At 70.1% G+C, this 23,383-nt stretch carries 26 protein-coding genes and 1 tRNA gene; 9 read left to right on the top strand and 18 right to left on the bottom strand.

What is annotated here, in order from left to right:
- Positions 1-2 precede the first annotated feature (2 nt).
- From ACVW00_RS07625 to ACVW00_RS07635, 3 genes are read right to left on the bottom strand one after another with little or no spacing between them, the layout of a single operon-like run.
- Positions 3-332, bottom strand: a complete 330-nt coding sequence (locus tag ACVW00_RS07625) for a hypothetical protein (RefSeq protein ID WP_457110298.1) — start codon at positions 330-332, stop codon at positions 3-5.
- A 52-nt stretch (positions 333-384) separates the two neighbouring features.
- Complete coding sequence (locus ACVW00_RS07630) at positions 385-645, bottom strand: DUF3618 domain-containing protein (RefSeq protein WP_457110299.1); 261 nt, start codon at positions 643-645, stop codon at positions 385-387.
- Positions 642-1,055 carry a phage holin family protein gene (locus tag ACVW00_RS07635; RefSeq protein ID WP_457110300.1) on the bottom strand — a complete coding sequence of 138 codons (414 nt, stop codon included), beginning with the start codon at positions 1,053-1,055 and terminating at the stop codon, positions 642-644. Before ACVW00_RS07635 ends, ACVW00_RS07630 begins: the two co-directional genes overlap by 4 nt.
- 119 nt (positions 1,056-1,174) lie before the next feature.
- Between ACVW00_RS07635 and ACVW00_RS07640 the strand changes: the two genes are divergently transcribed.
- Positions 1,175-1,675, top strand: coding sequence for a SigE family RNA polymerase sigma factor (locus ACVW00_RS07640; protein ID WP_457110301.1), 501 nt, complete (start codon positions 1,175-1,177; stop codon positions 1,673-1,675).
- A complete protein-coding gene (locus tag ACVW00_RS07645) occupies positions 1,672-2,469 on the top strand; it encodes a hypothetical protein (protein ID WP_457110302.1) in 798 nt (265 codons plus the stop codon). Before ACVW00_RS07640 ends, ACVW00_RS07645 begins: the two co-directional genes overlap by 4 nt.
- 12 nt (positions 2,470-2,481) lie before the next feature.
- Here the strand turns inward: ACVW00_RS07645 and ACVW00_RS07650 are convergent, their stop codons facing one another.
- The 3 genes from ACVW00_RS07650 to ACVW00_RS07660 are packed head-to-tail and all read right to left on the bottom strand — an operon-like array spanning position 2,482 to position 5,317.
- Positions 2,482-3,591 (bottom strand): sensor histidine kinase, encoded by a 1,110-nt coding sequence (locus ACVW00_RS07650; RefSeq protein ID WP_457110303.1) that lies wholly within the window; start codon positions 3,589-3,591, stop codon positions 2,482-2,484.
- Positions 3,592-3,599: 8 nt separating this feature from the next.
- Entirely contained in the window at positions 3,600-4,736 is a 1,137-nt protein-coding gene (locus tag ACVW00_RS07655; protein ID WP_457110304.1) for a hypothetical protein, read from the bottom strand.
- A gap of 35 nt (positions 4,737-4,771) precedes the next feature.
- The gene (locus tag ACVW00_RS07660) at positions 4,772-5,317 is read right to left on the bottom strand and encodes a DUF7134 domain-containing protein (RefSeq protein WP_457110305.1); all 546 of its coding nucleotides are present in this window, start codon (positions 5,315-5,317) and stop codon (positions 4,772-4,774) included.
- A gap of 160 nt (positions 5,318-5,477) precedes the next feature.
- Between ACVW00_RS07660 and ACVW00_RS07665 the strand changes: the two genes are divergently transcribed.
- The 4 genes from ACVW00_RS07665 to ACVW00_RS07680 all read left to right on the top strand — a co-directional run bounded on the left by ACVW00_RS07665 (position 5,478) and on the right by ACVW00_RS07680 (position 8,697).
- Complete coding sequence (locus tag ACVW00_RS07665; RefSeq protein ID WP_457110306.1) at positions 5,478-6,140, top strand: response regulator transcription factor; 663 nt, start codon at positions 5,478-5,480, stop codon at positions 6,138-6,140.
- Between the two features lie 55 nt (positions 6,141-6,195).
- A complete protein-coding gene (gene dnaG / locus ACVW00_RS07670) occupies positions 6,196-8,058 on the top strand; it encodes a DNA primase (protein ID WP_457110307.1) in 1,863 nt (620 codons plus the stop codon).
- The gene (locus tag ACVW00_RS07675; RefSeq protein WP_457110308.1) at positions 8,055-8,567 is read left to right on the top strand and encodes a hypothetical protein; all 513 of its coding nucleotides are present in this window, start codon (positions 8,055-8,057) and stop codon (positions 8,565-8,567) included. Before dnaG ends, ACVW00_RS07675 begins: the two co-directional genes overlap by 4 nt.
- A gap of 54 nt (positions 8,568-8,621) precedes the next feature.
- A tRNA-Asn gene (locus tag ACVW00_RS07680) sits at positions 8,622-8,697 on the top strand.
- Between the two features lie 202 nt (positions 8,698-8,899).
- Here ACVW00_RS07680 and ACVW00_RS07685 read toward each other — a convergent pair.
- From ACVW00_RS07685 to ACVW00_RS07725, 9 genes are all read right to left on the bottom strand, one after another.
- Positions 8,900-9,253, bottom strand: coding sequence for a UBP-type zinc finger domain-containing protein (locus ACVW00_RS07685; protein WP_457110309.1), 354 nt, complete (start codon positions 9,251-9,253; stop codon positions 8,900-8,902).
- A 36-nt stretch (positions 9,254-9,289) separates the two neighbouring features.
- Positions 9,290-10,195 (bottom strand): universal stress protein, encoded by a 906-nt coding sequence (locus ACVW00_RS07690; RefSeq protein WP_457110310.1) that lies wholly within the window; start codon positions 10,193-10,195, stop codon positions 9,290-9,292.
- Positions 10,192-10,521, bottom strand: coding sequence for an EthD family reductase (locus ACVW00_RS07695; RefSeq protein ID WP_457110311.1), 330 nt, complete (start codon positions 10,519-10,521; stop codon positions 10,192-10,194). Before ACVW00_RS07695 ends, ACVW00_RS07690 begins: the two co-directional genes overlap by 4 nt.
- Positions 10,522-10,558: 37 nt before the next feature.
- Positions 10,559-11,593, bottom strand: coding sequence for an ornithine carbamoyltransferase (argF, locus tag ACVW00_RS07700; protein WP_457110312.1), 1,035 nt, complete (start codon positions 11,591-11,593; stop codon positions 10,559-10,561).
- The gene (locus ACVW00_RS07705) at positions 11,590-12,849 is read right to left on the bottom strand and encodes an arginine deiminase (protein WP_457110313.1); all 1,260 of its coding nucleotides are present in this window, start codon (positions 12,847-12,849) and stop codon (positions 11,590-11,592) included. Before ACVW00_RS07705 ends, argF begins: the two co-directional genes overlap by 4 nt.
- On the bottom strand, positions 12,846-14,237 hold the full coding sequence (locus ACVW00_RS07710) for an amino acid permease (RefSeq protein ID WP_457110314.1): 1,392 nt from the start codon (positions 14,235-14,237) through the stop codon (positions 12,846-12,848). The genes ACVW00_RS07705 and ACVW00_RS07710 overlap by 4 nt, the downstream gene beginning before the upstream one ends.
- A 378-nt stretch (positions 14,238-14,615) precedes the next feature.
- Positions 14,616-15,344, bottom strand: coding sequence for an SDR family oxidoreductase (locus tag ACVW00_RS07715; protein ID WP_457110315.1), 729 nt, complete (start codon positions 15,342-15,344; stop codon positions 14,616-14,618).
- Complete coding sequence (locus ACVW00_RS07720) at positions 15,341-16,843, bottom strand: DHA2 family efflux MFS transporter permease subunit (protein WP_457110316.1); 1,503 nt, start codon at positions 16,841-16,843, stop codon at positions 15,341-15,343. Before ACVW00_RS07720 ends, ACVW00_RS07715 begins: the two co-directional genes overlap by 4 nt.
- The gene (locus tag ACVW00_RS07725) at positions 16,840-17,463 is read right to left on the bottom strand and encodes a muconolactone Delta-isomerase family protein (protein ID WP_457110317.1); all 624 of its coding nucleotides are present in this window, start codon (positions 17,461-17,463) and stop codon (positions 16,840-16,842) included. Before ACVW00_RS07725 ends, ACVW00_RS07720 begins: the two co-directional genes overlap by 4 nt.
- Positions 17,464-17,635: 172 nt before the next feature.
- Here ACVW00_RS07725 and ACVW00_RS07730 point away from each other — a divergent pair, with 172 nt between their 5' ends.
- On the top strand, positions 17,636-18,253 hold the full coding sequence (locus ACVW00_RS07730) for a VOC family protein (protein ID WP_457110318.1): 618 nt from the start codon (positions 17,636-17,638) through the stop codon (positions 18,251-18,253).
- A complete protein-coding gene (locus ACVW00_RS07735) occupies positions 18,250-19,011 on the top strand; it encodes an SDR family NAD(P)-dependent oxidoreductase (RefSeq protein WP_457110319.1) in 762 nt (253 codons plus the stop codon). The genes ACVW00_RS07730 and ACVW00_RS07735 overlap by 4 nt, the downstream gene beginning before the upstream one ends.
- Positions 19,012-19,032: 21 nt before the next feature.
- Here the strand turns inward: ACVW00_RS07735 and ACVW00_RS07740 are convergent, their stop codons facing one another.
- The 3 genes from ACVW00_RS07740 to ACVW00_RS07750 are packed head-to-tail and all read right to left on the bottom strand — an operon-like array spanning position 19,033 to position 22,411.
- The gene (locus ACVW00_RS07740) at positions 19,033-19,533 is read right to left on the bottom strand and encodes a hypothetical protein (RefSeq protein WP_457110320.1); all 501 of its coding nucleotides are present in this window, start codon (positions 19,531-19,533) and stop codon (positions 19,033-19,035) included.
- A complete protein-coding gene (locus tag ACVW00_RS07745; protein WP_457110321.1) occupies positions 19,530-21,272 on the bottom strand; it encodes a pyruvate dehydrogenase in 1,743 nt (580 codons plus the stop codon). The genes ACVW00_RS07740 and ACVW00_RS07745 overlap by 4 nt, the downstream gene beginning before the upstream one ends.
- 17 nt (positions 21,273-21,289) lie before the next feature.
- The gene (locus ACVW00_RS07750) at positions 21,290-22,411 is read right to left on the bottom strand and encodes an acetamidase/formamidase family protein (RefSeq protein WP_457110322.1); all 1,122 of its coding nucleotides are present in this window, start codon (positions 22,409-22,411) and stop codon (positions 21,290-21,292) included.
- 217 nt (positions 22,412-22,628) lie between these two features.
- On the opposite strand from ACVW00_RS07750, the gene ACVW00_RS07755 reads away from it, so the two are divergent.
- The gene (locus ACVW00_RS07755) at positions 22,629-23,258 is read left to right on the top strand and encodes a redoxin domain-containing protein (protein WP_457110323.1); all 630 of its coding nucleotides are present in this window, start codon (positions 22,629-22,631) and stop codon (positions 23,256-23,258) included.
- The last annotated feature ends 125 nt before the right edge of the window (positions 23,259-23,383 follow it).

Consider the following 23,383-nt stretch of genomic DNA (forward strand, 5'->3'; position numbering starts at 1 on the left):
CGCTAGCTCGTCGTACCGGGGAACGGCCGGTTCTCGAACTGCGAGCCCGCCGGAGCGGCCGGGTCGTTGGCGTCGTGCCCGTTGTGGTTCCCCAGGTGCGCGGCGTGCTTGGCCTTGTCGGCGACGGTGCCGGCTGCGTCGGCCAGCTTGTGCCCGACGACGGGTGCCTGCTCGCGCGCCTTGTCGGCGGCGCTGTGGGCCGTCTCCTGGACGGTCGGGTTGTTCTTGATCCTCAGCGTCATCCGCCGGATCTGCTCGTACCGCTCGCGCCCCGCCTTGGCGCCGAGCACGTAGCCCGCCCCGAATGCCGTGACGAACATCAGCTTCTTCATGGTTCCTCCCTGGTGGAGCCGGTTGGTGGAATCTCGTGGGCGGATGCCCGGATCAGTCGCGCCGTCGCCACCAGACCAGGAGCGCCACGCTGCCGGCGACCACCACGGCGGCGGCCACGAGCGCCGGGCGTGGTCGACCGGATCCGGTGGTGGCAGCAGCCTTCAGGTCGGCGACCTTGTGCTCGGCCCGGCTCTTGACGTCCAGCTTGTGGCTCAGCGCGTCGATGGTCTGCGCCAGCTGCTCGCGCTGCCGGACGATGTCCGCCTCGATCGCGGAGGCGCTCAACCCGTTGTGGCTGACCTCGGTGCTCACGGCTTGACCTGCTTGAGGACCGCGACGTCCTCGCGGACACCGGCGACGGCGCGCTCGGGCTTCAGCGGCTGGCCCTCGCTGACCCGGTGCTTGCCGACGAGCCCGAAGACCGCGGCGACGACGAGCAGCGCGGCGGCCACGATCAGCGCGGACAGCCAGGCGGGGAGTGCTTCGGCCAGCGCGAGCACGGCGGTGGCCACCAGCGTCGCGACCCCGAAGAACGCCAGTAGCCCGGCGGCGCTGAACATCCCGATGCCCATCCCGACCCGGCGGCCCTTCTGGGTGACCTCCGCCTGGGCGAGGCGGATCTCGGAGCGGACCAGCTGGGGGATCTCCTCCGACAGCTGGTGGACCAGCGCACCGATCGTCGGCTCAGCGTCGGCGCGCGAGGGTTGCGTCTGCTGGGTCATGCCCCCCAACTACCCGAACCCGTCGGTTGAATCCCCGCGCGGCGAGCCGTCGTGACACATTTCGGGAAGCCAGAGCGTCGTACTGGGTGACCGGCTGGAGTGCGGGAGACGGAGGTGCCGTGGACGACCAGGAGTTCGAGGAGTTCGCCACGGCACGTGCGCCTGAGCTGTACCGGGCCGCGTGGCTGCTCTGCGGCAACCAGTGGGCGGCCGAGGACCTCGTGCAGGAGACGTTCGCCCGCGTGTTCAGCCGCTGGCGCCACGTGTCGACCGCGGAGAACCCGGCGGCGTACGTGCAGACGGTGCTCTTCCGGGTCTTCGTGACCGGCCGGCGCAGGCTGAGCTCCGCGGAGCTGCCGAGCGCCGACCTGCCGGAGGGACGGTCTCGATCGGCCGATCACGACCTGCGGCTCACGCTCATCTCGGCGCTCGGCGAGCTGGGCCGCACCGACCGGGCGGTGCTGGTGATGCGCTACCTGCTCGACCAAACGGTCGCCTCGGTCGCCGCCGAGCTGGGCCTGAGCGAGAACGCGGCCCGCAGCCGCGCGACGCGGGCGCTCGCCCGGGTCCGGGAGCACCTCGGAGCCGACTTCATCGTGACGACAGGAGAACGACCATGAACGACCTCACCCAGCTGATGGAACGCGCCACCGACGACCTCCGCCCCGACGTCTCCGGACTGGTGGCACGCGGCATGGTCCGTGGGCGCAGGCTGCGCACCCGACGCCGGGTGGCGACCGGGCTGGCGGCTGCCGGAGCGGTTGCCGCCGTCGGCGTCACCGCGATCGTCGTGCCGTCGTACGTCGGCGGCGACGCGCGCTCGAACGGCTCCGTCGCGGCGACCTCCCAGAACAAGCAGACCCCGCACCAGACGTCCGTGCGCTCGGACCTCCCCTCGCGGGACACGCTGGCGAGTGGCGGCGTCGTGAGGATGCCCGGTCAGAGCCGGCTGCTCGACAGCTGGGGAAGCACCGGCAGGGGGTTCGTCGCCGCGTCCTGGAGCGTGACGCCGGACGACGGCTCGGGCGCCGGCCAGGTCTCGGTGCTCGTCGAGTACGCCGACTCGCGGTTCCTCGACGCAGCAAGCCTGGCGAAGGACGGCACGTCGTCGGACGCAGCCGCTGCCAAGCAGGCGCAGGTGGCGGCGGACCCCTGCTCCGCGGCCCCGGGCGACTGCCACCGGCTGGCCGACGGCTCCTGGCTGAGCACGTTCACGGCGCCCGAGCCGGCGTCGGGCGGCGGCGACTCCGCGATCGTCGGCGCGCACGCCGACCTGTGGACGACCGGCGGCCTGCACATCTCCGCGACGGCGTACAACGCGATGGGGGAGAAGGACACGTCCACGACCCGTGAGACCCCGGTGCTCGACTCGGACCAGCTCGGCGCGCTGCTCCAGCAAGCGCACCTGGGTTGACCCGGGGGTGGGCTACACCGGCAGACGAGCCTCGAGCTGCCAGCCGCCGCGAGCGACCGCTCCGGCGTCGAGCGAGCCGCCGAGCTGCTGGATCCGGGCGCGAAGGCCGGCCAGGCCCTGACCGGTGCCGACGATCCCGGGCGAGGCGCCCGAGGGGGCGTCGTTGACGACCCTGACGGTCAAGCCGCGTCCCGCACCACGGACGAGGACCTGGACGGCCGCACCGGGCGCGTGCCGGAGCGCGTTCGTGAGTCCCTCCTGCACGACCCGGAAGGCCGCGTGGGCGACGGGCGCCGGCACGCCGTCGCGATCGCCCTCGAAACGGCAGGTCACGGCCAGCCCGCTGCGTGCGGCGCGTGAGATCACCTCGTCGATCAGGGACAGGTCGGGCGCCTCGACGGGCTCGCCGCCGAGCAGGTCGACCAGTCGACCGAGATCCTCGCGACCCCGGCGGGCGGACTCGGCGATCACCTCGAACGCCTCGGTCGTCGCGGCCGGGTCGCGTGCCGCGAGCCGCTGGCCGGCCGCGGCCTGGACGACCATGACACTCAGCGCGTGCCCGATGATGTCGTGCAGCTCCGAGGCGATCCGGGTCCTTTCGTTGCGCACGGAGAGCTCGGCGAACAGCCCGCGCTCCTCCTCCAGCTCGCGGCTCCGCAGCTCCAGCTGAGCCGCGGTCTCGTGCACCCGGCGGAGCACCACGCCGCCGATGTACCCCGGCAGGGTGAAGATCGCCAACGCAGGTCCCGTCTCACCGGTCGCGAGGTAGAGGGCCTCCAGCCAGATGAGGAGCCCGAGCCCGACCGCGATCGCCGTGCGCCCTCCCCAGCTGTATGCCCCCACCAGCGCCAGCGTCGGCAGGATCACCAGGCCCGCGTCGCTCGGCTCCACGTTCGTCACGGTGCACACGAGGGTCCCGCCGCAGCCGACGACCAGCGTCCAGCCGGGATGTCGCCGCCACAGCACCAGCGACATCGCGGACGCGACCAGGGCGCCCCAGCCGATCCAGTCCGGACCGGAGTGGGGCCAGCTGGCGCCGTCCACCGCATCGGTGAAGAACGAGGGGACCGCGGTCAGCAGGATCGCGACGAGCGCGATGAGCGGCGTCTCGAGGCGGCGCACCCCGGACCTCAGATCGTGACCGGGAGGCGCGCGACAGCGCGGGCACGTCCGCGGGTCAGCTTGACGTGGAGGCTGCCGTCCTGGAGGCGCGCCCTCTCCCGCGCTCGGGCGATTGCGTCCCGGACGTCGGCCCCACGCGACACTCGTCCCGTCACGGTCACCTCGAGAGAGCCACCTTCGAAGTCCATGCGCACGTCGACCGGCGGCTCGCCGTCGCGGTCCAGGACGCCGAGCAGGTGCTCGACGATCCGGTACGCCGACAGCTCCACGCTCGCCGGCAGGCTCCTGGGGTCGCCGGTCACGACGAGCTGGTTGCCGTGCTGGGCGAGAAGGGCGTCCAGGTGGGCGACGGACGGCGCGGGCGACAGGGCCACCTCGCCCCCGCGCAGCCGGCCGACGACATCACGCATCTCGTCGAGGGTGCGTCGGCCCTCGTCCTCGATCCGGGTGAGCAGGGCCTCCGCGGCCGCCGGGTCCGCGGTGCGTGCCCCGGCCTCCGCAAGCGTGGTCAGCTGGCGGAGCCGCCGGTCGAGCAGCGAGTCCAGCTCCCCGGACACCCGGGCGCGGTCGCCCGTCACCTCGAGCAGGGCTCGCTGGTCCCGCAGCGCCCGGAGCTCTTCGTTCCGGACACGCAGCTCTCGCCCGAGCGTCGAGCGTCGGCGGGCGAGGCGGGCGACCCACCAGACGCCGGCCGACATCGCGCTCACGACCGGCAGGATCTCGACCCCCACCTGGGCGTCGCGGATCAGCACGGAGAACCCCAGCACCTGGGCACCGGCGAGTGCACACCAGGCGGTGGAGCGGTCCTCCTGGTAGCCGGCGAAGAACGACAGCACGAAGACGAGCGGCAGGCCTGCGCCGCACCGCACCACCTGACCGAACAACAGGGTGTGGAGCACCATCACCGCGGTCGCCACGAGGACGACCGCGATGACGTTGCGTCGCCACCAGAGGGCAGCGAGGGGAGCAACCAGGAACAGGTAGAGCCAGCCGGTGTTCGAGTCGATCGTGACTCCGTCGACGGGCTTCCCGACCTCCATGCCGACCTGCATGTTCATCAGGAGCACACCCAGGAACGTCAGCACCGCCGTGATCGCCACGTCGAGCGGTCGGACCCCCCGGAACAAGGCTCTGGTCGCATCCATGGTGCGTCCTCTCACCGGTCGGTCGCTCGTGCCCGTCAGGCGTGCGAGCCGGCGGGCGTCCGTGCGCCGGCCCGGTCCGCGCGCTTGACGGTCTGCTGCTGGACGACGAGCCCGATGCCCCAGGCAGCCAGGGCGATCACGGCGGTGAACGGCAGAATTCCGAGACCTGCGGCCGAGTCTTTCACGAGCGACAGGGTCTGTCCCACGATCACGACGGCGATCCCGACGTACGACTCACGCCGCTGGGCCAGCTTGCCGACGCTGTAGGCGAGCACGAAGCTCAGCGGGAGCGCCGCGCCGCAGCGGACCACCCAGTCGAAGGCGAGCAGGTGCAGACCCATGACGACGGTCGACGCGAGCGCCACGACCAGGACGTTGCGCCGTCGCCAGAGCACGGGGATGGTCGCGCCCAGGAACACCGGCACCATCAGCCAGCTCTGGTTCGTGATCGCGTGCTCGAGGTCCTTGGTGTCGCTGACGTCCGCGTTGACGTTCATCACCATGAGCAGCACCCCCGTGGCGCTCAGCGCGATCGCGAGCACGGCGTCCATCCGTCGCACGTCCTTGAAGATTCCGTCCATCGTCCTGTCCTCTCGGTTCGTTCGGGAGTGGGTCCCCCACACATCTCGGACGCTAGGGAGCCGGCGCCGTCGTCCTCGTCCGTCCAGCGGGCGATTGTCGGACGGCGCGTCATCCTCGAGGAGGACACGCGAGGACGCGCCGTACCGCCACAATGAGCGCGTGCCCATCCGCGTCCTCATCGCTGACGACCAGCAGTTGCTGCGCGCGGGCTTCCGCGTGATCCTCGATGCCGAGCCGGACATCGAGGTCGTCGACGAGGCGGCCGACGGTGCGGAGGCGGTACGTCGCACGCAGCTCAGCCGCCCGGACGTCGTGCTGATGGACATCCGGATGCCCGAGCTCGACGGCCTCGCGGCGACCGAGCAGATCATGGCGATGACCGACCCCCCGCGAGTCGTCGTGCTCACCACCTTCGACCTGAACGAGTACGTCTACCGGGCCCTGCGCGTCGGCGCGAGCGGCTTCCTGCTCAAGGACGCGCCCTCGTCGCGCCTGGTCGGCGCCGTGCGGGCAGCGGCGGCAGGCGACGAGCTCATCGAACCGTCGATCACCCGACGCCTCGTCGAGGCGTTCGCCGATGCGGAGGCGAAGCCCCCGGCGGAGCTGCCGGAGGAGCTGAGGAGCCTGACCGAGCGCGAGCTCGGGGTCCTCCAGCTGCTGGCCCGCGGCCTGTCGAACGCCGAGATCGCCGAGGAGCTCGTCGTCGCGGAGACGACGGTGAAGACGCATGTGGCGCGGATCCTCGCCAAGCTCGGCGTGCGCGACCGGGTCCAGGCCGTCGTGGCGGCCTACGAGTCCGGGTTCGTCGACCAGGGCCGCTGAGCCGGGACCCTGTCCTTCGGCCCGCGTGGTCGGCGGCGGGACGTAGGATCGCGCCGTGGCGGGCCGGATCAGGGACGAGGACATCGCGGAGGTTCGCGAGAAGGCGCGCATCGACGACGTGATCTCGGCGTACGTGACTCTCAAGAGCGCGGGCGGGGGCAACCTCAAGGGGCTGTGTCCCTTTCACGACGAGAAGTCCCCTTCGTTCAACGTGACCCCGTCGAGGGGCATGTTCCATTGTTTCGGTTGCAATGCCGGGGGCGACGTCATCAAGTTCGTGATGGACATCGACGGGCTCGGCTTCACAGAGACCGTCGAGCGGCTGGCCGACAAGGTCGGCGTGCAGCTCCGCTACGAGGAGGGCGGCCCGCAGCGCGCGACCGGCGGACCGCAGCGTCCGCGGCTGGTCGAGGCGCACAAGCTCGCCGCCGCCTGGTATGCCGAGCTGCTGGCGAGCTCGCCGGACGCCGCGGCGGCTCGCAAGTTCCTGGGGGAGCGCGGCTTCGACCAGGACGCCGCGGCCACCTTCGGGGTCGGGTTCTCCCCGCGCGGCGGTGACGACCTGGTCAAGCACCTGCGCGGGCAGGGATTCCGCGAGGACGAGCTGGTCGCCAGTGGCCTGGCCGGCGACAACAACCGCGGCCTCTACGACCGGTTCCGTGGCCGGCTGATGTGGCCGATCCGCGACAGCAGTGGCGACGTCATCGGCTTCGGGGCGCGCCGGATCTTCGACGACGACCGGATCGAGGCGAAGTACCTCAACACTCCCGAGACGCCGATCTACAAGAAGAGCCACGTGCTCTACGGCATCGACCTCGCCCGTCGCGAGATCGCGCGGGCCAGCCAGGCGGTCATCGTCGAGGGCTACACCGACGTGATGGCCTGCCACCTCGCCGGTGTGAAGACCGCCGTCGCCACCTGCGGCACCGCGTTCGGTGAGGATCACGGGCGCGTGATCCGGCGGCTGCTCCAGGACCACGACGAGTTCCGCGGCGAGGTCATCTTCACCTTCGACGGCGACGCGGCAGGGCAGAAGGCGGCACTGCGCGCGTTCGAGGGCGACCAGAACTTCGCCGGCCAGACGTACGTCGCCGTCGAGCCGTCCGGCCTCGATCCGTGCGACCTGAGGCTGCAGGAGGGCGACGCCGCCGTCCGCGAGCTGGTGGCGCGACGGGTGCCGCTGTACCGCTTCGTGCTCGGCAACGTCGTCTCGCGCTACGACCTCGACCGCGCCGACGGGCGCATCGACGCGATGCGCGACGCCGCCCGGCTGGTCACCGCGATCCGCGACCGCTCGAAGGTCGACGCGTTCGCGCGCGAGCTGGCCGGCATGCTCGGCATCGACCCGAACGACGTCCAGCGGGAGGTACGCCGAGCAGCCGGGCGCGCGGGCGCTGCGGCAGCGCCGGCGACCGCCCCTGCGCGGCCCGCGGCCGACCTGCCCGATGCGCGCGACCCCCGGTTCACCCTCGAGCGCGAGACGCTCAAGCTGGTGGCCCAGCACCCCGCGGCGATCGCGCCGCTGCTCGGTGAGGTCGACGAGCACGACTTCACCCATCCGGCATACCGCGCCGTCTGGGCCGTGGTCACGGCGGCCGGAGGAGTTGCCAGCGCCGACGGCCAGTGGACCGCGAGGCTGCACGCCGCGACGTCCGACGAGCGCCTCCGGAGCCTGCTCACCGCACTCGCGGTCGAGGAGGTGCGCACGTCGAAGGACCCGACGCCCGCGTACGCCGCCCAGCACGTCAACCGGCTGCGCGAGCTGACGGCCCTGCGCCGGATCGCCGAGCTGAAGTCCCGGCTGCAGCGCACCAACCCCGTCGACGAGGCGCCGGAGTACAACCGGATGTTCGGCGAGCTGGTCGCCCTCGAGCAGCACCGCCGCGATCTGCGCGAGCGCGCGCTGGCGGGCGAGTGAGGCTGCGGCGGTCGGCGCTGCCCGTCGACGTGGCCGCCCGCGTCGACGGTCGTCCGCTGGCGTCCGCGGAGACCGTGGACGGCACCTGGCTGGTCGGCACCAGGTCTGCCCTGCACGTCGTCCCGGGTGGATCCAGCTCAGCCGCGACCCGGATCCCCTGGGAGCAGGTCGAAGGGGCCGACTGGGACCGCGAGGGATCCCGCCTGCGAGTCACCGAGGTCGGCCGGTACGGCGAGCCGCGGCCGTCGTACGTGTACACGCTTCCCGAGGTCGAGCCGGCCACGCTGCTGCAGCTGATCCGCGAGCGGGTCACGGCCAGCGTCGTCCTCCAGCGGGGGCACGTCATGGCGGGCAAGCGCGGCCTGAAGGTGATCGGCCGGCGCTCGCCGGTCGGCGGCCCGATCACCTGGATGCACGAGTACGACGAGGGGGTCGACCCAGCCGACCCGGCGGTCGTCGAGGCCGCCGAGGGCCTACTGCGAAGCGCCCGCGAGGACGTCGGGGAGTGAGGTCCGGCCGATTTAGCAACCCTCCCGGTGTGTTGCTAATCTTTGCGGGCGCGATCCCCTGTAGCTCAACTGGCAGAGCATTCGGCTGTTAACCGGAGGGTTGTTGGTTCGAGTCCAACCGGGGGAGCCACCGGACCCCGCCTGACCTGCGAAACAGGTCGGGCGGGGTTTCGCCTTTGAGTGCCCGGGGGGCCTATTTCCGCACTTCTCGCGCCAACCCCGTCGCGTGGCCACTGGGCGAGTGCGCCCGCCGCTGCGCCGCGGATCCGGCCGCGGATGGCGTCCTGGAACTTGAGCCCTTGGGCGGCTGCTGAGCAAAGTCCCCTCTTGGGTCATCTCAACTGGAGCTGCCAGTCGGCCGGGACTCTCCCGGCGGGACCGGGCGCCGGCTGGTCCTCCGGGTGGGAGTGCGGGGGCGCGAGCTCTGGTGCGTTAACGAAGTCACCGGTGCGGTAGTCGTAGAACCAGTCCTCACCCGGTTCGAAGCTGCGCACGATGGGGTGGCCCGTTGCTTCGACGTGCGCCGTCGCGTGTCTGGCGATCGACGAGTCGCAGCAGCCGACGTGCCCGCATTGCGCACATCGGCGCAGGTGGAACCACCAGCCCTCGCTCGCGGTGCATTCCACGCAGCCCTCACTGCTCGGCCGGACAGAAGGGTCGATGTCAACGTCCTGCTGGTCATCCATGGATGCTCCCTCCGAGCGCCCTGTCGAGCGCTCGAGTCAACGTGTACTCCACGCGGCCGAGCCCCGTCGAGTGCGGGGTGCGACTCCGGCGCGTGGCACCTCGAACGGTGTCCTGATGACCGCCACCGGACAGTGTGCCGAGCGCAGCACATCCCGTCGTACCGCCTCGAAGGGCGAGAAGTGCAGGAAGCCTGACGGCCCGGAAGACAGCACCAGCAGGCTGGCACCCTCAGACGCGCAGACGAGACGGCCGGCAAGGCGCTCTCCCACGAAGCCTTGGTGCACGTCGACTCCCGGGAAGACGTCGCGCCACATCGCCATCTGGTGCTGGACCTCAGGCACCGGCCGGCGCTGCAGCACGTCGAGGGGGACATCGGCGTGGTGGGCGGCGAGAAACGCACAGCTGAGGGCCGCTGCCTGTGCTCCGGAGTCGTCCAGCCCGAGGACCACGTGTCCGTGCGCACACAGGCGAGAGCGGTTCGCCGGCCCGACGACGACAACGGAGCTGTTGGCATGGCGAGCGACCCGCAGGCTCAGGGATCTCGAACGAGCGAGGAGCCGACCCATGTCACGGCCTCGACCGATCACGATCATCTCGGCGTTCTGTCCTTCTCGGAGGATCGCCGCGTCCACGAAACCCACGTGCAGGCGCGTGGAGATTCGGAGGTGCGGGTCGATGTCGCCCGCGCGTCGGGTGGCTTCCTGGAGGACCAGCTCGCCGGTCCGACGTGCGGACGCGTCCCACTGCTGAGGCGCGATGACGCCGTAGGGGTCGAACACGACGGCATGCGAGGCGACGATGCAGACGATGCGGAGCTGTCGGCCACGGGTCGCGGCCTCCGATGCCGCCCACTCCAGAGGGCTCCAGTCGCCGTCGTGTCCATCGACCGCCACCACGATCGGACCGCTCCGGTGGCCGCTCGTGCGCATGTAGCGGCTCATGGGCGCGGCCGCTGCTCGCTGTCGGTCTCGACGTCTGCGAAGGCGATCCGGACCCCACCTGTCGCGAGCGCGAAGACACTCGGGAAGAACGCGCTGGCCTCGTCGGTCGTCACGGCCTGGCTCGCGGCGTCGTAGTCGGCGAAGTACAGGTCGACCATCCGGTACGCCGGGGTAGGACTCCCATCCTCTTTCGGCCATACCTTCGACGTCTCGATCCTCTGGATCCCGGGGATCTTCTTCGCCGACGCGAGCTGTGCGCCGTACCCCGCTTCGAACGCCTCGGGATCGAGAGGGTTGTCGTAGATGAGCGTGATCTTCGTGGTCATGGCGCTGGCTCCTCGGTTGGTGGTCCTTGCTCGGCGATCAGTGGTTTTCCGGGCCGGTCAGGGCCGAGACGATGACGGCCTTGATCGTGTGCATCCGGTTCTCGGCCTGTTGGAAGACATCGGAGGCCGGCGAGGTGAAGACGTCGTCGGTCACTTCGGCGCCGTGCAACCCGTACCGGTCGAGCACCCGCCGCCCGAGCTCTGTGCGCTCGTCGTGGGTGGAAGGCAGGCAGTGCATGAACCGTGTCGTCGGCTTGCCGGACGCGGCGATCAGCTCGGGCCTCACGCGGTACTCGCGCAACAGCGAGACCCGGTCGTCCCAGACCGAGTCCGCCTCGCCCATGCTCACCCACACGTCGGTGTAGACGACGTCCGTGCCGGTCACGGCGTACACCGGGTCGTCGGTCACCCAGGCGCGGCCGCCGCTTGCTCGTGCCAGCTCTGCGGCCAGCGCCTGGACGTCCTGGGGCGGCTGGAGTGCGGCGGGCGCTGCGATGCGGACGTCCATCCCGAGCATCGCTCCGGTGACAAGGATCGATCGGGCTACGTTGTTGCGGCCGTCGCCGACGTAGGTCCAGGCGACTCCGCGGAGCTCCTTGGACACTGTCTCCCTGATCGTGAGGACGTCGGCGAGCATCTGGGTGGGGTGCCACTGGTCGGTCAGGCCGTTCCAGACCGGCACGTCGGCGTACTCCGCGAGCTCTTCGACGGTCTCGTGGGCGAAGCCGCGGAACTCGATGCCGTCGTAGAGGCGGCTGAGGACTTGGGCGGTGTCGGCGATGCTCTCCTCGCGGCCGATGTGGCTGCCGTCCGGTCCCAGATACGTGGTCATGGCGCCCTGCTGGGCCGCGGCCACCTCGAAGGCGCACCGGGTCCGGGTGGAGGCCTTTTCGAAGATCAGGGCGATGCCCTTGCCGGCGAGCCGCGGGACTTCGCGTCCTTCTCGCCGCGCGGCCTTGAGGTCGGCGGCCAGGTCGACAAGGCATAGGAAACTCTCCCGGCCGAGGGCAGCTTCGGTCAGCAGCGAACCGGCGGCCGGTCCGGCCTGGGCGCGTACAGCGCTGAGTGTCATCGTCGCTCCTCGACCGGGTCACGCTGGATGGGGCAGGTCATGCACCGGGCCCCTCCGCGTCCGCGGCCCAGCTCGTTGCCGACCAGGGGCAGGACCTCGACGCCGTGGTCGGCCAGCAGCCGGTTGGTGTCGGTGTTGCGCTCGTAGCCGATGACGACGCCCGGGGCGATCGCGAGGTAGTTGTCGGCGTCGTTCCACTGTTCGCGTTCGGCGGTCCGGCGGTCCTGGGCCGCGCGCAGCACGCGAACGTCTTGGCCGAGCACCTCGGCCAGCGTCGCCTCGAGCCCGCGGCGCTCCTCGACCTCCGGTCGAGCGGAATCCTCACCCGCCGTGAGGAGCCACATCCGCACCTGGTCGCCATCGAAGTAGGGATAGGCAACGAAGGTGGCGACGTCGACCATGGTGAGCACGGTGTCCAGGTGCATCGCCGCCCGAGCTTTGGGCAGTTCGATGGCTAGTACGCGGCGTGCGCTGTTCGAGGCAAACAGGCTGCGCGCGAGCATCTCGACGCCCATCGGTGTCGTGCGCTCGCCCATCCCGATCATCACCGTCTCGTGGGAGAGCACATGGATGTCGCCACCCTCGAGCGTGGCCGGTGCGTGGTCGAGGTCGTCGTCGCCGTAGTGGATCGCGAACGTCGCGTCCGCGAACAGCGGGTGGTGCCGGTAGACGGTTCGGGTGTGCAACGACTCGCGGCGCCGGGCGGGCATCGCCATCGGGTTCACGGTGGCGCCGTGTCCGATCCAGGCGGTGTTGTCGCGCTGGAAGAGCGTGTTCGGCACCGGGGGCAGCACGAAGTCGTCGGCGTCGAGCGAGGCGGAGGTGAGGCCGATGAACCCGAGCGGCCGCAGCTCGGAGGCGACCAGTCCGCCGATGAAGATATCGGCAAGACCGGCCGGGTCGGTGTCGGCGAAGAGGGCGCGCAAGTCTGCAGCCAGGGCCGGTCCGAACCGCTCGTCCGCGCACACCCTCTCGACTGCGAAAGCGCGTCCGTCCGGGGTGGCGAGCGCCTCCTCCAGCAAGGCCGCGAAGTGGTGCACGCGTACGCCGCGGTCGGAGAGCAGTTCGCTGAACGCGTCGTGTTCCTCACGTGCGCGGTCGGCCCACATCACGTCGTCGAACAGCAGGGCCGGCGCGTTGGCCGGCGTGAGCCGATCGAGCTCGCGACCCGGTCGGTGCACGATCGCCTCGCGGAGCTGGCCCACCTCGGAGTGGATCCCGACGCCGAGGCGGGGCTCGTGGACCGTGGCGCTCATCGGGCCACCGCCGAAGGCAGCACCAGGGTGCTCGCCGGGCTCCCGAGCATCGCGACGGATTCGCCGTACTCACCCTTGCGGCTCTTGTGCCAGACGTAGACCGGGACACCCAGCAGCACACCGAACATCCCGTAGTAGACCGCCTGCTGACCGCTGCCCTGCAGCGCCCAGAACGAGAAGACCAGAGCTAGGAGGCCGACGGTGAGGTCTCTGGCCAGGTGGGCCGGATGCAGGTTGCGGGCCGACGTGGCCAGCCAGTAGACCTGGGCGGCCGCCGAGAAGAGATACGGGATCACCGACGTCAGGACCGACAGGAGGACCACGGTGGTGAAGACCTCGTCGAAGGACGTGTAGCTGACCACGGTGAGCACCGAGGCGAGGATGGTCGCGGACACGATGCCGAATGCCGGGACGCCGCGGCGACTCTCCCGGAGGAATGCCAGCGGGAACACTCCGTCGCGGGCGGCAGCCTGTGGCATCTCCGCGACGATCAGGGTCCAGCCCACGAGAGCTCCGAACCCGGAGACCACGGCGGCCACGCCCACGACCTTGCCGGCCCAGACGCCTCCGAAGATCGCGTTCGCAGAGTCCGTGAAGGGCGCCGAGGACCCGATGAGCTGCGCGTGCGGGACTGTCCCGAAGACGGCCAACGTGCCGATCAGGTAGACGACCGCGCACGCGAGCGTCCCGAGGACCGTCGCCCGGCCGACGTTGCGAGCCGGGTTGCGCACCCGGCCCGCTGCCACGGACGCCGTCTCGATGCCCAGGTAGCTGAACAGGGCGATCGCACCGGCGGAAGAGATGGCGCTCCAGCCCGATCCGCCCGAGGCGTTGAACTCACCGAAGTTCGCGCGGCTCATGAAGAACAGCCCGATGACCGCCACGAGGAGCAGCGGCACGAACTTCAGCACCGTCGTGACCACCTGGAACGCCGCGATGCTGCGCAGCCCCGCCAGGTTGACCGCGGCCGGCAGCCAGAGCCCGGCGAGTGCGATCGCGATCGAGCCGCCCTTGCTGTGGCCGGTGTTCCAGAACACCTCGACGTAGCCGACCCAGGCGACCACGATCGCTGCGTTGCCGGCCCAGGCCGTGATCCAGTAGCTCCAGGCGTTGAGAAATCCGGCGAACTCGCCGAACGCGTCCCGCGCGTACACGTACGGGCCGCCGGAGCCCGGGAGCCGGGCGTTCAGCGAGCGGAAGGTGAGCGCCAGTGCCAGCGCGCCCACGGTGACGAGCACGAACGCCACCAGAGAGATCGGGCCGTACGTCGCGAGGGCGCCGGGGAGTGCGAAGACCCCGGTGCCGATCACGGAGCCCACAACCAGAGCCGAGGCCGAGGGCAGTCCGAACCTTTCGGAGGTGGAGGTGGGCACGTTGGTGGCGGTCATGGGGTTCCTTCCGGCGCAGTGAGGGCGTCTCCCTGGATGTCTCTGCGTCCACCGTGTCCCGGCCAGCGTCTGCTTCGCGCCCGTGACCACCCGTGCCTGGTCACCGGTCCGGGGGCGTCGTACGCGGGTGCGGAGTGCCGTGAGGTCAGGTACCGGTGGTGCGAGGCGACACAGGTGTCGGGAAGTCTGCGCCCCTCGAACACCTGGGTAGTTCGACGGATGAATGCGGGTGCTGGGTGCACTCGGTGTCGAGTCCGAGATGGAGCTCCCTTTCGCGGCGTTGGATCAGCTCTGTGCGCCGGTGCTCGACCGGCAACGAAGATCCCCGGCCGCTCCCGTCTTGAGACCGGCCAGTTTTCGCCGAGTCGGCCGGCTGCTTCAGGGGATGAGCTGTTGGCCGCCGTCGACGTCGTAGGTGGCTCCGGTCACCGCCGTGTTGGTCATCAGCTGAATGGCCACCGCGGCGACGTCGTCCGGACCCACGACCCGATGGATCGGCAGGGTGGCGCGGAGCTCGTCGCGGCGACGGTCGAGCTCGTCGCCGAGAAGGCGGGCGGACAGTGGTGTGTCGACGAAGCCGGCTGCGATCACGTTGGCCCGCATCGGTGCCAGCTCGACCGCGATGTTCGCGGCAATGACGGGAACAGCGGCGGCGGTGATGCCCGCGATGCTCAGCCCGGCACCCGGGCGGCGTGCGTGGGTGCCGGTGATCAGCGTGAGCGAACCGCCAGGGCGGACGCGGGTCGCGCATGCACGCGCGATCCTCAGCGAGCCCAAGAGGTGCTCGTCGAGCACGCGGAGCGCCTCAGCGAAGTCGAGGTCGACGATCGGCGAGTAGGTCGGACCGCCACCGGTGACGAGGACGTGGTCGATCCGCGCCGATAGACCGGTGAAGAAGCCGTCGAGTGCGACCGGGTCCGCCAGGTCCACGGTCGCGGTCGTGAGCGCGCCGACCTCGTTCCCGGCGCGCTCCAGTCGTTCCTTGTTCCGACCGGTGATGATGAGCTCGGCGCCGGCGGACCGCGCCTGCCGGGCGGTTGCCAGGCCGATGCCGGAGCTCCCCCCGATGATCACGACGGTCTGTCCGGCAAGGCTGGTTTCGTTCATGAGGCCCTCCGTGGAACGGCGGGTACGGGCAGGGCGCAGGCGGAGACTCGTGGTGTGGCGGTGGGCAGCTGCGGGATGGGGACGCGACCGTGCGAGACGAACAGCACGGTGACCACGGCGGCGGCCAGGCAGAGGCCTGACATGACCAGCATGGCCGTGGGGTAGTGGCTGAGAGATTCGGTGAGGTCCCGTGCGCCGCCCGCGCCGAGCAGGACTGGGACCAGGGCGATCATCACCACCCCACCGACGCGCGACGCGGCGTCGTTAATCGCGGTTGCCTCGCCGAGGTCGGAGTCGTCGACGGCCGCGAGCACCCCGGCAGTCAGTGGTGCCACCGTCAGGCCGATCCCCAGGCCCCACAGGATCGCCCCGGGGAGGATCGTCTGCGCGTAGCTGGTGCCCGGTTCCGCCGTCGAGAGCCATGCGAACCCGCCGGAGACGAGCAGGATGCCGACCGCCATCGGGACTCGGGTTCCGACCCGCGCCACGAGGCCGCCGACGAGCGGGGAGACCAGCAGGAACACCACGGACTCCGGGATCAGAGCCGCGCCGGCCGCCGTCGCGGTGTAGCCGAGTCGGAGCTCACACTCCAAGACGATCAGGTAACTCGCGGCGGCGAGTGCCCCATAGAGCAGCACGGTCGCGATGTTGATGGCGTCGAACTGACGGGACCTGAACAACGTGGTCCTCAGCATCGGTCGGCTCCGTCGCTGTTCAACCGGCACCAGGGCGGCAAGACAGAGGCTGCCCACGCCTGCAGCTACGAGCACGTAGGCGTCGTTCCACCCTGATGTCGGGCCTTTGGTCAAGGCATAGATCACCCCACCGAGTCCGACGACGGCGAGCAGACCGCCCAGCAGGTCGACGGACAAAGGGCGACGATGGATGTCGACCTCCGGCACCATGCGGAGCACCAGGACGGCCGCGACGATCAGAGGGATGTTGAGCAGGAACACCCACCGCCAGGACGCGTGGTCGACCAGCCAGCCGCCGCCATACGGACCGAAGGTGGTGCCGAGAGTCGCGAGGCCGGCCCAGAGGCCGATGCCCCGGGCCCGGTCGGGACCCCGCAGCGTGCCGTTCAGGAGGGCCAGACTGCTCGGCACGACCAGCGCGGCACCGACACCCTGGGCCAGCCGGGCCGCGATCAGGGCGCCCGACGTCGGAGCCGCGGCGCAGCCCAGCGAGGTCAGGAGCATCACGAGGAGGCCGACGACGAGGATGCGTCGACGCCCGAAGTGGTCAGCCAGGGCTCCGGCCAGGAGCAACAGGGCGGCGACAGTGATCAGGTATCCGGTCAGCACCCACTGCAGTTCACTGACCGTTGCGTGGAGGTCCGCGCCGATGGCAGGTACAGCGACGTTGATCATGTACGCGTCGAGGAACGCCACCATGGAGGCCAGGACTGTCGCGGCGACGAGTGCCGCACCCGTTCGGCTCCGCAGCCCGAACAAGGTCTCGGGTGCGGCACCGATCGTCGACCGCGTGTCGAAAGTCATCTCGGCGTCCCCACCGGCGCGCCTGTCGACGCCGGATCGCTGGGGTGTCGGGTCAGTGGCACGGTGTCGACGGCGAGCCAGTCCCTCATCGGAAGCGACCGCAGGATCTGCCCCAACGCCACGCTGTCCCGGGCCTGCCATTGACCCAGGACGCGCGCTGGACTCTGAAGAGTCCAGAGCCGGACCAGCCGGCCCTCCCGGGCGAGCTCGTCCGCACGGTCGGCCTCCCGAGCGGTGACGGAGTCGACCAGGTCGCGGCTGGTTCCCGGTGGAACGGTGACGACGAACGTCGTCAGGAACTCGGTATCGCTCAGGTCGACGGTCGTTCGTGCGGGACCCGGGTCGTTGGGATGCGGACCCAGCGCGGTGACCTCGTCGGTGCGCCAGATGCGCAGCGGCATCGAGGCGAGTGTCTGCTCCAGCTGCTCGGGGTCGTCGGCCACGAACAAGCCCAGCGTGCGCCACTGACCTGGCCGTACGGGCGGACGCCACAGGCGACGAACCCGCCCTTGGAGGACGAGCTCACCCGTGTGGGCCGCCTCACGCTCACGCACTCGGGCAACCTCACGGTCCGACACGTCCGCCGGCACCTGCGTGGTCATCGTGACGAGGAACTCCATGCTCCACCTCCAGGCTCGGGCTTCGTCCGGCACGGCTCAGTCTTCGGGCTCCAGTCGTCGCTCGCGCCCGTGACTGTCACTGGTGCGGGCCGACCAGTGACAGCCACGGGCGCGACCGAGCACCAGAGCGGGTCATGGTCGTGGCATCACCCCCGAGCGCAAGGAGCGCACCATGGACATGAAGCTCGAGCTCGTCGTCATCCCCGTCTCCGACGTCGACCGGTCGAAGGACTTCTACAAGGCCTTGGGTTGGCGGTTGGACGCCGACATCGCCACCGACGCGGATTTCCGGGTCGTCCAGCTGACCCCACCCGGGTCGCCGGCCTCAGTCATCTTCGGTACCCAGGTCAGCTCCCAGCCAGCGGGCTCTGCCCAGGGCCTGCACCTGATCGTCAGCGACATCGAGGCTGCACACGACGAGCTGACGCGCCTCGGCGCAGAGGTAAGTGAGGTGTTCCACGACGCCGGTGGTGTCTTCCACCACGCCGGCACCCAGGGCCGAGTGGTGGGTCCGGATCCCGAAGGGCGCAGCTACGGCTCGTTCCTGTCCTTCAGCGACCCCGATGGCAACGGTTGGGTGCTGCAGGAGATCACCAGCCGGCTGCCCGGGCGTGTCGACCCCGCTGTCACCTCCTTCGCCTCCGGCGCCGACCTGGCAGGGGCGTTGCGGCGGGCGGCGGCTGCGCACGGCGAGCACGAGGCGCGGACCGGTGCAGAGGACCCGGACTGGCCGGACTGGTACGCCGAGTACATCGTCCGCGAACAGGCTGGGATCGAGCCCCCGTCGTGACCACACTGGACGGGGGAGTCGCTCTGGTCACCGGCGCCAGCAGCGGCATCGGTGCGGCGACGGCCCTCGCGCTGGCGGAGAGGGGCGCGTCGGTGGCGCTGGTCGGGCGGCGCCGTGACCGGCTCGACGGCGTTGCGGACGACGTCACGGAACTCGGCGCGAAGGTGCTCGTCCTGGAGGGCGACCTCACGGACCCGAAGGGCGCCGAAGACATGGTGCAGGAGACGATCGACCGCCTCGGGCGACTGGACGTCCTGGTGAACAACGCCGGGATCATGCTGCTCGGCACGGCACTGCACACCACGACCGAGGACTGGGACCGGATGGTTGCCCTCAACGTCTCGGCAATGTTGCACGTCACCCATGCCGCCGTCCCCTTCCTGATCGACGCGGCGGCGACGTCGCCGCGCGGGGTCTCCGACATCGTGAACGTCAGCTCGACCGCCGGCAGGGTCGCGCGACCGAGCAGCAGCGTCTACACCCTGACGAAGTTCGGGGTGAATGGGTTCACAGAGTCACTTCGCCAAGAGCTCCTGAGCGAACGCGTGCGGGTCAGCGTGGTCGCGCCGGGCACCGTCGACACCGAGCTGGTCGACCACCTGAGCGACTCGATCCGTGACGCGGCACGGCGGCAGGTCGACAGCATCGAGCCGCTCCGGCCCGCCGACATCGCGGATGCAGTCGGCTACATCGTCACCCGCGATCGACGGGTCGCCGTCAACGAGATGCTGATCCGCGCCGGCGACCAGACCTGGTGAGGCGTTCGCGCCGCTGACCGATCAGGTGGTCAGCAGCGCGAACGTGGCGCTGGCGACGGCTCCGTACACGAGGTGCGCAGAGAGGTCCTTCTCCAGAGTGGGCGCGTCATAGGTCCACACCGGCCGGTACACCTTCGCGAGCGGAAGCACCACGTAGCTGGCCGACCAGGCCGTAGGCCCCAGTGCGAGAGCGCGCAGCCAGGGATGGCGCGCGGTTCGGCCGGCAAGGACGCCGTACTGGACTCCCCAGCCCACGCCGGTGGCCCAGTGCACGAGTTGGGTCGTGCTCCGAGCCCATCGGTCCGGAGCGGGCTTCCCCATGACTGCGTCCAGTGCTTTCCGACCGAGCTGTCCCGGGGCCGACGCCTGCTCCCAGGTGGTCACGTCCCGTGCGGACTCCCACTGCCACAGCGCGTCCTGGCCGCCGTCGCGTCGGTAGCGCCGGTACCAGACCAGATCCATGGCTGCGGTGCCGACGGCTCCGGCGACGACGCCGGCGACGGCGTTGCGGATCAGCGTCATCTCGTTCCTCCGATTGCCCCGATGTTGCGGATGTTGGTGCGGGCGAGGTCGAGCATGCTGCCGACCCCTCCGTCGAGCACTGTCTTGCCCACCGCGGTGGCGAACCCGCGGATCTGCGCGCCGGTGACCTGTGGAGGCAGCGACAGCGCGTTCTTGGTCGTGACCACTTCGAGGAGCGTGGGACCGCGGTTGGCCAGGCAACGCGTCAACTCCGGTCGCAGCTGCCCTGGATCGGTCACGCGGACCGCATCGAGGCCGACAGCCGCCGCAATGTCCGCGTAGTTCACGGAGGAGAAGCTGGTGCCGTGAGGGGGAAAGCCCTCGACGAGCATCTCGAGCTCGACCATGCCCAGAGCCGAGTTGTTGAAGACGACGACCGTCACACCGAGGTCGTGCTGTCGCAGCGTGATCAGCTCGCCGAGCAGCATGGCCAGGCCGCCGTCGCCCGACATGGCCACGACCTGCCGGTCCGGGTACGCGAACGACGCGCCGATTGCGTGGGGTAACGCGTTCGCCATGGTGCCGTGCACGAACGACCCGATGACCCTGCGACGCCCGTTGGGCGTGAGGTACCGGGCAGCCCACACGTTGTTCATCCCGGTGTCGACGGAGAAGATTGCGTCGTCGGCTGCAAGCTCGTCGAGCACCGCGGCGACGTACTCGGGATGGACCGGGGTCTGCTGGTGCGCCTCCCCGGTGTAGGTGGTGATCGCACGGGCCAGTGCCCGTTCGTGGCGCCTCAACATGTCATCGAGGAAGGCTCGGGACTCCTTGGGCTTCACGAGGCTCTCCAGGGAGCGCAGGGTCTCTCCCACATCACCGTGCACGGCGACCTCGAGCGGTGTACGCCGCCCGAGGTGCGCGGCGTTCGCATCGACCTGGGCGGTACGGCGTCCAGGCAGCAGGTCGTCGTAGGGAAAGTCCGTCCCGAGCAGCACGACCAAGTCGGCCTGGTGCATCGCCTGGTGGCAGGCGCCGTACCCGAGCAGGCCGATCATCCCGACATCGAACGGATTCTCGTACTGGATCCACTCCTTCCCACGAAGTGTGTGACCGATCGGCGCATGCACCCGCTCCGCGAACGCCAGGACGTCGGTGCGGGCATCGCGAACGCCGGCACCGCAGTAGAGCGTGACCGTCTCCGCCTCGTTCACGGCGTCGGCGAGCGCCTGGAGCTGGTCAGACGGCGGCACCACGCGGCCCTGTTCCGCGCAGTAGGTGTGGTCGCCAGTCGCATGCTCTACACCAAGGTCAGCGACGTCCCCGGGGACGATCAGCACGGAGACGCCCTTCTCCGCGAGCGCGTGCTGGATCGCGATGCGCAACATCCGGGGCATCTGGTTGGCTCCGCCCAGCGTCTCGCACCAGGTGCTGCAGTCCGCGAACAGCGACGCGGGGTGCGTCTCCTGGAAGTACGCGCTGCCAATCTGGTCGCTGGGGATGTGCGACGCGAGCGCAAGCACCGGTGCGCCAGAGCGGTTGGCGTCGTACAGGCCCTGGACGAGGTGGGTGTTGCCCGGCCCTGAGCTTCCGGCGCAGACGGCGAGCCGCCCGGTGAGCTGCGCCTCCGCGCAGGCGGCGAAAGCTCCAGCCTCCTCGTTGTGGACGTGCACCCAGTCGATGCCGGGCGCGCGCCTGATCGCATCGACGATGGGGTTGAGGCTGTCGCCGGCCACGCCGTACACGCGCCGGACACCGGCCTGGACGAGGACCTCGACGAGTTGCTCGGCGATGTTCATCTGTTGCGCGCCTCCCGTCAGTTCTCGACGACCGCGAGTGGCAGTACCGCGGACACGATGAAGTTGGGGACGTCGACGAGCTCGCTGATCTTCAGGTCGACGGCGACGCTGCAGATCGCGTACGCCTGCTGGGGGCTGTAGCCGTACTCGTCGCCGAGGTGCTTGATCATGTTGCGCAGGGCGTTGCGGGCAGCCTCGGTCACGTTCTCGGAGTAGTTCGTGCCGGTGGTGTCGACGGCGATGCCGGTGGTCGCGAAGAAGCGCTGCGGTGCCTGGAGCTCGGGTGGCAGGAAGTAGTCGTCGCGCTCGAACTGCACGTCGCGGATGCCACGCTCGGCGGCCACGCCCTTGCGGAGGTCGAAGCGGGCCCGGAAGGTCGCCGCCATCTCGATGGCCGTGCCGCAGGTCTCGCAGTCCCCTTGCGCGTAGTGCGCGTCGCCGGCGGAGAACAGCGCCCCTCTTGCGAACACCGGCATGAGCAGCCGAGCCCCTACAGCGGTGTGTCTGATGTCCATGTTGCCCCCGTTCTCGCGTGGGGGGATGGTGCGCAGCGCCTCGTCAGCGATCGGCGGGGCCGGCGGCACCGCCCCGGATGCGTCGGGGGGAAGGACGAAACCGCCCCGGTCCAGCAGGAGCCGCTCGCGGGCCGTGATCTGCTCGAGTAGCTCACGCGACGGAGCAACGCCCATGATGCCCATGAACGGTGCTCCGGGGACCCGTACGCCGGGAAGGGCGGCGGAGGTGGCGTACCCGTCCTCGAGGTCCCACTTGACGATGTACGCCTCTGGGAAGTCGTCGCGAAGGAACCCGAAGCCTGGGACCTGCGCCGTGTACGGAATCCCGGCGGGTACCACGTCGAGGATCTCCACAACCAGAAGGTCACCAGGAGCAGCGCCCTCGACGAAGACCGGACCCGTGAGCGGATGCACGCGGTCGAGGTCGACTCCGGCGATCTCCACGTCGGTCAGGTCGTCGGCAGCGAACTGCAGGTCGAAGGCGTCGCGCGTCTCCATCTCGACGACGTCACCGGGCCGGCACCTCACGACCGGCTCGATGTCGGGGTGCCAGCGGTTGTGCCCACTCGCCGGCTCCTTGGCCAACGGAACTGAGCGATCAATGCGGATCTCGTACTCGGCCACGTCAACGTCTCCTCATCGGTCCGGCAGGCGGTTTGCACTGCGCTTCCCACGCTCGCAAGCCGAGACGTTGGTCGCGCCCGTGCCCACACGGGCCGGTGCACTGGTCGTCAAGCCAGTGAGACTCACGGGCGCGATGCCCCGCCCCCAACTGACATGTTCGCTACGTCGGCCCGTCCCGGCGTCGATGCATCGACCGGCACAGACGAGAGAGGTCCACATGCGATCCGACATCAGTCCTGGCGGGGTCTTTCCCGACTACCAACTGCCCGACCACACCGACACGATCCGCACGCTCAGCGAGTTGCAGGGAGACGACCCGATGGTCCTGACTCTTGCCCGCGGTCACTACTGCCCGAAGGAGCACCAGCAGCACCTGGAGCTGGCTGCCATGCAGTCGAAGATCGCCGTTTCCTACACGCAGGTCGTCACGATCGCGACGGACGAGCACCACGTCTTGCAGGAGTTCCGCGCGTCGGTGGGTGCGGACTGGACGTTCCTGTCAGACCCGGAACGCGTCGTCCAGAAGGACCTCGACATCCAGGAGTACACCGACCCCGAGCACGACCCGATGATCCCGCACACGCTCGTCCTCAAGCCCGGCCTCGTCGTGCACAGCATCTACAACGGCTACTGGTTCTGGGGACGTCCGTCCGTGGACGACCTCTGGCGTGACCTGCGGAATGCGTCGAGTGAGATCCGCCCCGACTGGGACCTCAGTACGCCGGGACTCCGCGACGCCTGGGACAAGGGCGACGTCTCGTCCTTCCACGGGTGGGACCGGATGTCACCCGAGGAGGTCAATCGAGCGCGGGCAGCCGGGCCACCACAGCTGGTCCTTCAGCCATGATCCAACCGGCGAACAGCCGAACAGCCGAGCAGCGGTCGGCGTCACATCACCCGCTGAGCTGCCGGGTGAACCCGTCGCTCGATCCGCGGCGGGAGCTTCAAATCGAGCCGGGGATCAGTGGGCCA

The organism is Marmoricola sp. URHA0025 HA25, assembly GCF_054059435.1.

What these genes read in the sequence shown, in the direction of transcription:
- ACVW00_RS07625 (WP_457110298.1), bottom strand. Translation starts at nt 332, where the DNA reads ATGAAGAAGCTGATGTTCGTCACGGCATTCGGGGCGGGCTACGTGCTC.
- ACVW00_RS07635 (WP_457110300.1), bottom strand. Translation starts at nt 1,055, where the DNA reads ATGACCCAGCAGACGCAACCCTCGCGCGCCGACGCTGAGCCGACGATC.
- ACVW00_RS07645 (WP_457110302.1), top strand. Translation starts at nt 1,672, where the DNA reads ATGAACGACCTCACCCAGCTGATGGAACGCGCCACCGACGACCTCCGC.
- ACVW00_RS07655 (WP_457110304.1), bottom strand. Translation starts at nt 4,736, where the DNA reads ATGGATGCGACCAGAGCCTTGTTCCGGGGGGTCCGACCGCTCGACGTG.
- ACVW00_RS07660 (WP_457110305.1), bottom strand. Translation starts at nt 5,317, where the DNA reads ATGGACGGAATCTTCAAGGACGTGCGACGGATGGACGCCGTGCTCGCG.
- ACVW00_RS07685 (WP_457110309.1), bottom strand. Translation starts at nt 9,253, where the DNA reads ATGGATGACCAGCAGGACGTTGACATCGACCCTTCTGTCCGGCCGAGC.
- ACVW00_RS07690 (WP_457110310.1), bottom strand. Translation starts at nt 10,195, where the DNA reads ATGAGCCGCTACATGCGCACGAGCGGCCACCGGAGCGGTCCGATCGTG.
- ACVW00_RS07695 (WP_457110311.1), bottom strand. Translation starts at nt 10,521, where the DNA reads ATGACCACGAAGATCACGCTCATCTACGACAACCCTCTCGATCCCGAG.
- argF (WP_457110312.1), bottom strand. Translation starts at nt 11,593, where the DNA reads ATGACACTCAGCGCTGTACGCGCCCAGGCCGGACCGGCCGCCGGTTCG.
- ACVW00_RS07705 (WP_457110313.1), bottom strand. Translation starts at nt 12,849, where the DNA reads ATGAGCGCCACGGTCCACGAGCCCCGCCTCGGCGTCGGGATCCACTCC.
- ACVW00_RS07710 (WP_457110314.1), bottom strand. Translation starts at nt 14,237, where the DNA reads ATGACCGCCACCAACGTGCCCACCTCCACCTCCGAAAGGTTCGGACTG.
- ACVW00_RS07715 (WP_457110315.1), bottom strand. Translation starts at nt 15,344, where the DNA reads ATGAACGAAACCAGCCTTGCCGGACAGACCGTCGTGATCATCGGGGGG.
- ACVW00_RS07720 (WP_457110316.1), bottom strand. Translation starts at nt 16,843, where the DNA reads ATGACTTTCGACACGCGGTCGACGATCGGTGCCGCACCCGAGACCTTG.
- ACVW00_RS07725 (WP_457110317.1), bottom strand. Translation starts at nt 17,463, where the DNA reads ATGGAGTTCCTCGTCACGATGACCACGCAGGTGCCGGCGGACGTGTCG.
- ACVW00_RS07730 (WP_457110318.1), top strand. Translation starts at nt 17,636, where the DNA reads ATGGACATGAAGCTCGAGCTCGTCGTCATCCCCGTCTCCGACGTCGAC.
- ACVW00_RS07740 (WP_457110320.1), bottom strand. Translation starts at nt 19,533, where the DNA reads ATGACGCTGATCCGCAACGCCGTCGCCGGCGTCGTCGCCGGAGCCGTC.
- ACVW00_RS07745 (WP_457110321.1), bottom strand. Translation starts at nt 21,272, where the DNA reads ATGAACATCGCCGAGCAACTCGTCGAGGTCCTCGTCCAGGCCGGTGTC.
- ACVW00_RS07755 (WP_457110323.1), top strand. Translation starts at nt 22,629, where the DNA reads ATGCGATCCGACATCAGTCCTGGCGGGGTCTTTCCCGACTACCAACTG.